Source organism: Polaromonas sp. P1_G4 (assembly GCF_056405475.1).
Window position 1 is genome coordinate 1 of record NZ_JBFUCA010000119.1, and the last position, 10,011, is coordinate 10,011.

Annotated in this window: 8 protein-coding genes; 5 read left to right on the top strand and 3 right to left on the bottom strand. The window is 62.6% G+C overall.

From position 1 onward, the window contains the following. Positions 1-35 precede the first annotated feature (35 nt). A complete protein-coding gene (locus tag AC1D1X_RS08180) occupies positions 36-353 on the bottom strand; it encodes a hypothetical protein (RefSeq protein ID WP_477669847.1) in 318 nt (105 codons plus the stop codon). A gap of 53 nt (positions 354-406) precedes the next feature. Between AC1D1X_RS08180 and AC1D1X_RS08185 the strand changes: the two genes are divergently transcribed. The 5 genes from AC1D1X_RS08185 (at position 407) to AC1D1X_RS08205 (ending at position 7,088) form a co-directional block, all read left to right on the top strand. Then, on the top strand, positions 407-1,387 hold the full coding sequence (locus AC1D1X_RS08185) for a M23 family metallopeptidase (RefSeq protein ID WP_477669846.1): 981 nt from the start codon (positions 407-409) through the stop codon (positions 1,385-1,387). 212 nt (positions 1,388-1,599) lie between these two features. Continuing rightward, a complete protein-coding gene (secA, locus tag AC1D1X_RS08190; RefSeq protein WP_477698114.1) occupies positions 1,600-4,365 on the top strand; it encodes a preprotein translocase subunit SecA in 2,766 nt (921 codons plus the stop codon). 57 nt (positions 4,366-4,422) lie between these two features. After that, positions 4,423-5,664 carry a bifunctional glutamate N-acetyltransferase/amino-acid acetyltransferase ArgJ gene (argJ, locus tag AC1D1X_RS08195; RefSeq protein WP_477669844.1) on the top strand — a complete coding sequence of 414 codons (1,242 nt, stop codon included), beginning with the start codon at positions 4,423-4,425 and terminating at the stop codon, positions 5,662-5,664. A gap of 12 nt (positions 5,665-5,676) precedes the next feature. Beyond that, positions 5,677-6,651, top strand: a complete 975-nt coding sequence (locus tag AC1D1X_RS08200) for an ATP-binding protein (protein WP_477669843.1) — start codon at positions 5,677-5,679, stop codon at positions 6,649-6,651. Beyond that, positions 6,648-7,088, top strand: a complete 441-nt coding sequence (locus tag AC1D1X_RS08205; protein ID WP_477698115.1) for an NUDIX domain-containing protein — start codon at positions 6,648-6,650, stop codon at positions 7,086-7,088. Before AC1D1X_RS08200 ends, AC1D1X_RS08205 begins: the two co-directional genes overlap by 4 nt. 434 nt (positions 7,089-7,522) lie before the next feature. Here AC1D1X_RS08205 and AC1D1X_RS08210 read toward each other — a convergent pair whose 3' ends face one another. Further along, the gene (locus AC1D1X_RS08210) at positions 7,523-8,197 is read right to left on the bottom strand and encodes a lytic transglycosylase domain-containing protein (protein ID WP_477698116.1); all 675 of its coding nucleotides are present in this window, start codon (positions 8,195-8,197) and stop codon (positions 7,523-7,525) included. A gap of 7 nt (positions 8,198-8,204) precedes the next feature. Beyond that, positions 8,205-9,947 (bottom strand): proline--tRNA ligase, encoded by a 1,743-nt coding sequence (locus tag AC1D1X_RS08215; RefSeq protein ID WP_477669840.1) that lies wholly within the window; start codon positions 9,945-9,947, stop codon positions 8,205-8,207. Positions 9,948-10,011 lie beyond the last annotated feature (64 nt).

A 10,011-nucleotide genomic window follows, 5' to 3' on the forward strand; every position in this document is an offset into this window, starting at 1 on the left:
GACGTATTGAGGCTTCTGTGAGCCGGTCTGGACGACTACTTTTTGGCTATTAGTATCTTGAGCCGAATTGATGTAACCTTCCAACCTTTGCCGAGAAGGCGCGCCTGGATCAGGGGGAGCAACTGCCGGATTTTTGCAGCAGCCGCATTGCCATTCACCAGCAGGCACCAGGTTTCACCGTCAATCGGTCCGGCCTGAACGGCGGGCCGCAGGGCTTCAGGAAGCAGCGATTCAATGGCCTTGAGCCTTTCGCCGGACTCCTGAACGAGTTCCGTCAGCCGTGCCAGGGAAGGTGAACTCCCGGCCGCCTGGTAAACGGAAAGCGCCTGGGGAAGGCGCCGGTCAGTGGTCATGATGGGCAGATAGCAGCCTGGCAAGCGCAAGCTGAAAAAAAAGAGGTAGACAAGTGCATTTGATTATCACGGATGCGTGGCTGGCGAAAAGCCGGGCCATTTATTTAAGCGGTACCAAACTGGTGCTGGCCGGCTTTGTCGCCGCCCTGGCGCTCATGCTCGTGGCTGCGGGTCTCTATCACTGGGTGTTCCTCAAGGGAGCGCGGGAAGGCTGGCCGGTCGTCGGCTCGCTGGTCAAGCTCATGGTCAAGGACGAATTCGACCAGCGTGACCGCTTTATGCGTGAAAACCTCGATGTCATGGCCAGGCGGGTCGGTGAAATGCAGGCCAAGATGATGCAGCTCGAAGCGCTCGGCGAGCGGGTGTCGGGCCTGGCAGGGGTCAGCCCGAATGACATCAAGGTGACGCCTGGCCGCGGCGGCGTGCTGGTGGCGGGTCCTTCGCTGACCATGGAAGAGCTGCAAACTACCCTGGCTGACCTGGACAAACTGACCGACCAGCGCGTGGATCTCATGACCGTGATGGAGTCGCGCCTCTTCGACCAGAAGATCAAGAAAATGATGGTTCCCACCCAGGAACCGGTGGCCGGTGGCAATCTGGGCTCACCTTTCGGCTGGCGCATTGACCCGATGAACGGGCGCTCCGCCTTGCACACCGGCCTGGATTTCCCGTCCGAGCCGGGTACCGCGATTCTTGCCGCCGCAGGCGGTGTGGTCGTCACGCAGGAATACCACCCCGCCTACGGCAACATGGTGGAAATCGACCACGGCAACGAACTCGTCACACGCTACGCCCATGCGTCCCGCGTGCTGGTCAAAAAAGGCGACCTGATCAAGCGCGGCCAGAAGATTGCAGAAGTGGGCACCACGGGCCGTTCCACCGGTCCGCACCTGCATTTCGAGGTGCTGGTCCAGGGCGTCTTCCAGGACCCGCAAAAATTCCTGACCGCAGGGCAAAAACTGCCCGGGCCCACGGTGGCAGCGGTTTCTCCGCGGCCGGCTGTGCCGGCTCCCCAGCTGCCGCGCCCCCACTAGGCGCTTGCCGCTGCCGTGCCACGTGCACGGCTTTTGGCTTGCCGCTGCGGTTTTACGGCGGCGGGCCATGCGACTCCCTTGGCAGAGTTAAAATCAGGGGTTTGGGCCCAGTTGAAGTAACTGTTGGCGCCCACACCTAGGTTCCGTACACAAAAAGGGATTTCGGCCGCATTGCCTAGCTCGCGGGAGCGGTCAAAGGCGGCCTCGCATTTATGGCTTCCAACATCCTGACCAAAATTTTCGGCAGCCGCAACGACCGCCTGCTCAAAACCTACCGCAAAACCGTAGAACGCATCAATGCGCTGGAACTCGAGTATGAGAAGCTGAGCGACGACCAGCTGCGCACCAAAACCCAGGAATTCAAAGACCGGGTGACCGCAGGCGAAGAACTCGATGCCATTCTTCCTGAAGCTTTTGCCGTGGTCCGGGAGGGCAGCAAACGCGTCATGAAGATGCGTCACTTTGATGTGCAACTGCTGGGCGGCATGTCGCTGCACAACGGCAAGATTTCCGAAATGCGCACCGGCGAGGGCAAGACCCTCACCGCCACGCTGCCGGTCTACCTCAACGCGCTGACCGGAAAAGGCGTGCATGTGGTGACAGTCAATGACTACCTGGCCAGCCGCGACGCGCGCTGGATGGGCAAGCTCTACAACTTCCTGGGCCTCACCGTCGGCATCAACCTGCCCAACATGTCGCGCGAGGAAAAGCAGGCGGCCTACGGCTCCGACATCACCTACGGCACCAACAACGAATACGGCTTTGACTACCTGCGCGACAACATGGTCTACGAGGTGGCAGACCGCGTGCAGCGCGGCCTGAATTACGCCATCGTTGACGAGGTCGATTCGATCCTGATCGACGAAGCCCGCACGCCGCTCATCATCAGCGGCCAGGCTGAAGACCACACCGAGATGTACCTGGCGATGAACAAGGTCGTGCCCTTGCTGACGCGCCAGGAAGGCGAAGCCGATCCGCGCACTGGCGAAGGCGTGACCAAGCCCGGCGACTACACCATCGACGAGAAAACCCACCAGGTCTTCCTGACCGAGCAGGGTCATGAGAACGCCGAGCGCCTGCTGTTCAACCTGGGCCTGATCCCCGAAGGCGCCACGCTGTACGATCCGGCCAATATTTCGCTGATGCATCACCTGTATGCAGCGCTGCGCGCCAACCTGCTTTACCACCGCGACCAGCACTATGTGGTGCAGGACGGCGAGGTCGTGATCGTTGACGAATTCACCGGCCGCCTGATGTCGGGCCGCCGCTGGAGCGACGGCCTGCACCAGGCTGTCGAAGCCAAGGAAGGCGTGCAGATCCAGGCTGAGAACCAGACGCTGGCCTCCATCACCTTCCAGAACTATTTCCGCCTGTACAGCAAGCTGGCCGGCATGACCGGAACGGCCGACACCGAAGCCTACGAATTCCAGGAAATCTACGGCCTCGAAACCACTGTCATCCCGCCCAACCGCGTCAGCCGCCGCGACGACCAGCTGGACCGCGTCTACAAGACTACCCGCGAGAAGTACGAAGCTGCGATCAAGGACATCCGTGAATGCTATGAGCGCGGCCAGCCCGTGCTGGTCGGCACGACGTCGATTGAGAACTCCGAAATCATCGACCAGTTGCTGATCAAGGAAAACCTGCCGCACCAGGTGCTCAACGCCAAGCAGCATGCCCGCGAAGCCGACATCATTGCCCAGGCCGGGCGGCCGAAAATGATCACCATTGCCACCAACATGGCGGGCCGCGGCACCGATATCGTGCTGGGCGGTAATGTTGAAAAATTGATTGAAGCGGTTGAAACGGACGAGTCGCTCGATGTGGCGGCCCAGGAAGCGGAAATCACCCGTCTGCGCGCGGTCTGGAAAGAAGAGCACGAGCAGGTTACCTCCCTGGGCGGCTTGCGCATCATCGCGACCGAACGCCACGAATCGCGCCGTATCGACAACCAGTTGCGCGGCCGCTCAGGCCGCCAGGGCGACCCCGGTTCATCGCGCTTTTATTTGAGCCTGGACGACCCGTTGATGCGCATCTTCGCGGGCGACCGCGTCAAGGCCATCATGGAGCGGCTCAAGATGCCCGACGGCGAGGCGATCGAGGCGGGCATCGTGACCCGTAGCATCGAGTCGGCCCAGCGCAAGGTCGAGGCGCGCAACTTCGACATCCGCAAGCAGTTGCTGGAATATGACGACGTGGCCAATGACCAGCGCAAGGTGATTTACCAGCAGCGCAACGACATCATGGATGCGGCCAACCTGCAGGCGCAGATCGCTTCCCTGCGCGAAGGCTGTTTCACCGACCTGGCGCGGCAGTATGTGCCGGTTGAAAGCGTTGAAGAGCAGTGGGACATCGCCGGGCTCGAGAACGTGCTGCGCGACGAGTGGCAGATCGAGTTGCCCCTGCGCCAGGAGCTGGAAGCCGCGACCGCCATCACCGACGACGAAGTCGTGGGAAAAGTCATTGCCGCGGCCAACGCCGCATTCGCCGACAAGGTCGAAAAAATCGGCGAAGAAAACTTCACGCAGTTCGAACGCATCGTCCTGCTGCAAAGCATCGACAGCCACTGGCGTGAACACCTGAGCGCCCTTGACTACCTGCGCCAGGGCATTCACCTGCGCGGCTATGCGCAGAAGCAGCCCAAGCAGGAATACAAGCGCGAAGCCTTTGAACTCTTCGGCCAGTTGCTCGACAGCGTGAAGAACGAGGTCACCAAGGTGTTGATGACGGTCAAGGTCCAGTCGGGTGAACAGCTCGAGCAGGCCGCCGAGGAACTGGAAAACCGGGCCGAGAACATCACCAACGTCACCTACACCGCACCTACTGAAACCGGTGAGGTGGAAACGACGCTGGACAGCGAATCGCAGCGCCGCGCATCGGCCATACCGGCCGACGAAGTGCCGCRTGTGGGCCGCAACGACCCTTGCCCTTGCGGCTCGGGCAAGAAGTACAAAAACTGCCACGGCCGACTGAACTGAGCACCGCCCTGCGCTGAACACTGCCGATTTAACCCTGATTTTCCGGAGTCCTGGAACATGCCCGTCAATCTGGTTGCCACGCCCGCCGCGGACCTTTACCCTGTGCCCGGCGTGCGCTGGGGCATCACCGAAGCGGGCATCCGCAAGGCCAATCGCAAAGACCTGTCGGTGTTGCTGCTCGACGAGGGGGCCTCGGTCGGGGCCGTCTTCACGCAGAACCGCTTTTGTGCTGCGCCAGTGCAGATCTGCCGTGAGCACCTGACCAAAAATGACGGCAAAACAGCCGGCATACGCGCCATGCTCATCAACACCGGCAATGCCAACGCCGGCACCGGTGACGACGGCCTGAGCCGCGCGCACGCCAGCTGCATTGCGCTGGCCCGCCTGCTGGATATTGCGCCCGAGCAGATCCTGCCGTTCTCCACCGGCGTCATCATGGAGCCGCTGCCCAACGACCGCATCGCGGCGGGCCTGCCAGCCGCACTGGAAGCCGCCAAGGCCGACAACTGGGGCAACGCCGCCGAAGCCATCATGACGACGGATACCGTCGCCAAGGCTTTCTCCGCGCGCGTGAAGATTGCAGGCGCCGACATCACCATCACCGGCATCAGCAAGGGCGCCGGCATGATCCGGCCCAACATGGCCACCATGCTCGGTTTCATGGCCACAGATGCCTGTGTTGCCCAACCGCTCATGGCGCAACTGGCCACGGAGCTTGCCGAAGGCTCCTTCAACCGCGTGACGGTCGACGGCGACACCTCGACCAATGACTCGTTCGTCGTGATGGCCACCAACAAGGCGAAGCACCCGCCCATCACCTCGCTGGACGGCGTGGAAGGCAAGGCCCTGCGCGCCGCCATGCTGGACATTGCCCGCAAGCTGGCCCAAGCCATCGTGCGCGACGGCGAAGGCGCGACCAAATTCATGACCATCCAGGTCGAAGGCGGCAAGACCGGCGAAGAGTGCCGCAAGGTCGCCTACGCCATTGCGCATTCGCCGCTGGTGAAAACCGCTTTCTTCGCCAGTGATCCCAACCTCGGCCGTATTCTTGCGGCCGTCGGTTATGCCGGCATCGATGACCTGGACCAGACCCGCATCGACCTGTACCTGGACGATGTGCTGGTTGCCAAAAACGGCGGCCGCCACCCCGGCTACGTGGAAGCCGACGGCCAGCGCGTGATGAAGCAGAGCGAGATCACCGTGCGTGTGGTGCTGGGCCGGGGCAATGCGGCCGACACGGTCTGGACCTGCGATCTTTCGTACGACTACGTCAAGATCAACGCCGACTACCGCAGTTAACCGGCGCACCCCATGAACGAGCAGTTTGAACGCCTGATCACCCGCGTCGAGTCCCTGATGGCGCGGATTGAGTCCGTGCTGCCGCAACCGCTCACCGCACCCGACTGGAGCGCTTCGATTGCCTACCGCTACCGCAAGCGCAGCTCCGGCCACGGCTCGCTGGAGCCGGTGCGCCACATCGGCAACATGAGCCTGGGTGATCTCAAGGAAATCGAGGACCAGAAGGAAAAGATCCGGCGCAACACCGAGCAGTTTGTCAGCGGCAAGCCCGCCAACAACGTGCTGCTGACCGGCGCGCGCGGCACCGGCAAGTCCTCACTGATCAAGGCCTGCCTCAATGAATATGCGGCGCGCGGCCTGCGGCTGATCGAGGTCGACAAGGCCGACCTGACCGACCTGCCGGACATCGTCGACGTGGTGTCCGGGCTGCCTGAAAAATTCATCGTCTTTTGCGACGACCTGAGTTTTGAGGAAGGCGAGCCCGGCTACAAGGCGCTCAAGTCCATCCTCGATGGCTCTGTCGCGGCGGCCACGCCCAATGTGCTGATCTACGCGACCAGCAACCGGCGCCACCTGCTGCCCGAGTACATGACGGAAAACCTCACCTACACGCACGGTGACGACGGCGAAGTGCATCCCGGTGAAGTGGTCGAAGAAAAGATTTCGCTGTCGGAGCGTTTTGGCCTGTGGGTCAGTTTTTACCCCTTCACCCAGGACGAATACCTGACCATCGTCGCGCAGTGGCTGTCGTCCTTCGGCGTGGGCCCCGATGCAATTGCAGCCGCGAGGCCCGCATCGCTGGTCTGGGCGCTGGAGCGCGGCTCGCGCAGCGGCCGTGTGGCCTACCAGTTCGCCCGCGACTACGCCGGCCGCGACAGCGCCAGCCGGCCTATGGCGGCTGCGCCCATCGCGGCGTATGAACGGCCGGGCGCGGCGGCGGCTGCTGCGTCGCCCGATGGCGACCACGCCCCCGACCATTCGACATGAGCGTGCTGGTCGCCGACGGCRAGCGCCCGCGCGAGGGCGGTGTGGATCGCAAGGTGGTCGACGTGGCCGTCGGCGTGCTGATCCGTCCGAACGGCGATTTCCTTCTCACCTCGCGCCCGCCTGGCAAGGTTTACGAAGGCTACTGGGAATTCCCCGGCGGCAAGCTCGAAACCGGTGAAACGGTCGAAGAAGCCTTGCGCCGCGAGCTGCAGGAAGAAATCGGCGTCACCATAGGCGCCGCCCAGCCCTGGAAGGTCGAAATGGTCGACTACCCGCACGCCTTGGTCCGCCTCAATTTCTGCAAGGTCTTCGAGTGGACCRGCGAGCTGCACATGCACGAAGGCCAGTCGTATGCGTGGCAAAACCTGCCGGTAACAGTGCAGCCGGTGCTGCCGGGCACGGTGCCTGTACTCGACTGGTTTGCCGCAGAGCGTTGATTGGCTCACCCCCGTCCAGGCTCACTTCGTGTAGCCTGCTCCCCCCTTGCAGGGGGCGGCGCCTGCGGACTGGCAGAGCCAGATCCGCGGCCCCTGCTGGCAAGGCARCCGGCCGCTATTAAATTTATAGCTGCTCGCGCTCGCCAGCATTGGGCTAGAGGCACTATTCATGGGTAAAAAGAGGCCAAAAATCCCCTTTTAGAGACCAAAATGCCTTCAGGACTCGTTGTATTGGCCGTAAAACATCGTCAAAACCCTGTTTTCAGGCATTAAATCGGACCTCAGTCCAATAGGGACGTGCGCGAGTAGCTATTGAATTGATAGCGCCATGCTGTATCAAGCTGGGGCCGCGGAACTGGCTTTGCCAGGCCGCAGGCGCCGCCCCCTGCAAGGGGGGAGCAGGCTACACGCAGTGAGCCTGAACGGGGGTGTGCCTAATACTCCCAGGCTTTGCTGGCACCCATCACGGCATTGGGGTAGGGCGACTTGCCCCGCGATCCGTTGTAACGGCCCAGGCCCATGAAGAGGTCGCCGCGTTCGCGGTCCAGGTAGTGGCGCAGGATCACGCAGCCAAAGCGCAGGTTGGTCTGCATGTGAAAGAGTTTGGAGGGATCGCCGTCGCCGATCACGCGCGTCCAGAAAGGCATGACCTGCATGTAGCCGCGCGCGCCGACGTTGCTAACCGYGAATTTGCGGAAATTGCTTTCGACCTGGATCAGGCCCAGCACCAGCGTGGTGTCCAGCCCGGCGCGGCGGCTTTCGTACCAGACGGTTTGCAAAAACTCCTTGCGGATCTGCCACTCCGGTTTTTTCTTCTTGAGACGCTCGCTCATCGCGCCCAGCCAGCGCAGGTAGGCGAGCCGGCTTTCGGTGTCCTTGAACTCGGGCACAGGCGGCGCCTGGTTGGCGATGGCAGAACTCAGCGCGGTGCGCACCGAGTCGATCAGCGGCTCTTCAACCTGCGCGCCGGCATGCGCCTGTTCCGCCAGCAGCCATGGGCTGAGGGCGATGGGCAGGGCCTGCAGGCAGCTTCGCCTGGAAATCCCCTGCGCCCTGGCCTGTGCGGCAGCTTCGGATGCGGACAGGGTCAATGAGCGCACGGAAACCATTGGAGCGTCAAAGCGCCAGCTTTCCCTTGAGGAAATCAAAGGCGCCGGCAACGTCGATCTTGCTGGAAGCCGCATCGCGCCGGTGCTGGTATTCGAGCTGGCCGTCTTTCAGGCCGCGGTCGCCGATGGTGACGCGGTGCGGCACGCCAATCAATTCCCAGTCGGCAAACATGGCGCCGGGCCGTTCGCCGCGGTCGTCCAGGATCACGTCCACACCCGCTGCGAGCAGTTCTGCGTAAAGCTTGCTGGCGGCCGCTTCGACTTCGGGAAAGCGGTCGGGGCTGATGGGGCACAGCACCACGGTGAAGGGCGCAATCGCGTCGGGCCAGATGATGCCGCGCTCGTCGTGGTTTTGCTCGATGGCGGCAGCCGGCAGGCGCGTGATGCCGATGCCGTAGCAGCCCATTTCCAGGAACTGGGGCTTGCCGTTTTCACCGAGGAAGGTGGCGTTCATGGCCTGGCTGTATTTGGTGCCGAGGTAGAACACGTGGCCGACCTCGATGCCGCGCTCGATGACCAGCGCGCCCTTGCCATCGGGCGAAGGGTCGCCCGCAACCACGTTGCGGATGTCGGCCACCAGTTCGGGCTCGGGCAGGTCGCGGCCCCAATTGACGCCGGTGGTGTGAAAGTCCACTTCGTTGGCGCCGCACACCCAGTCGGCCATGGCCGCGACTTCGCGGTCCGCCACCAGCTTGACAGGCTTCTTCAAATTGAGCGGGCCGAGGTAGCCAGGCTTGCAGCCGAAATGGTCTTCAATTTCCGGCAGGGTGGCAAAGCGGAAGTCCGCCAGGCCCGGCACCTTGCCAACCTTAACCTCGTTCATGTCGTGGTCGCCGCGCAGCAGCAGCAGCCAGACCTGTGTCTTGACGATCTTGCCGGTCTCATCAACCTGGTCGGTGGCCAGTACCAGCGACTTGACGGTGGAAGCGAGCGGGATGCCCAGCAGCTCGGCCACGTCGGCGCAGGTGGCCTTGCCGGGCGTGGCGGTTTTGGTCAGCGCCTGGGAAGCGGCCTTGCGTGCGCCCTGGGGCGCCAGCGCTTCGGCTTTTTCCATGTTGGCGGCGTAGTCGCTGCCGGGGCAATACACGATGGCGTCTTCGCCGGTGGCGGCGATCACCTGGAACTCTTCGCTGAGGTCGCCGCCAATGGCGCCGCTGTCCGCCGCGACGGCGCGGTAGGTCAGGCCGAAGCGGTCAAAAATCTTGCGGTAAGCCGCGGCCATGACCTGGTAGCTGGCCTTGGCGCTCGCCTGGTCGCGGTCAAAGCTGTAAGCGTCCTTCATGATGAACTCGCGCCCGCGCATCAGGCCGAAGCGCGGCCGGCGTTCGTCGCGAAATTTCGTCTGGATCTGGTACAGGTTTTTGGGCAGCTGCTTGTAGCTCTTGATGTCCTGGCGCATCACGTCGGTGACGACTTCCTCGCTGGTCGGCTGGACGACAAAGTCGCGGCCGTGGCGGTCCTTGATGCGCAGCAGTTCGGGGCCCATTTTTTCAAAGCGGCCGGTTTCCTGCCAGAGCTCGGCCGGCTGGATCACCGGCATGGTCATTTCGATCGCGCCGGCGCGGTTCATTTCCTCGCGCACGATGGCCTCGACCTTGCGGATCACGCGCAGGCCCATCGGCATGTAGTTGTACACGCCGGCGCCCAGTTTCTTGATCATGCCGGCCCGCATCATGAGCTGGTGGCTGACGACTTCCGCGTCGGCAGGCGCTTCCTTGAGGGTGGAAATAAAGAACTGGGAGGCTTTCATGGGCGGTTTTCGGGAATTCCGGGGTTGGAAAAAAGGATGGAAAAGAGTCGAAAAAGGAACGAAA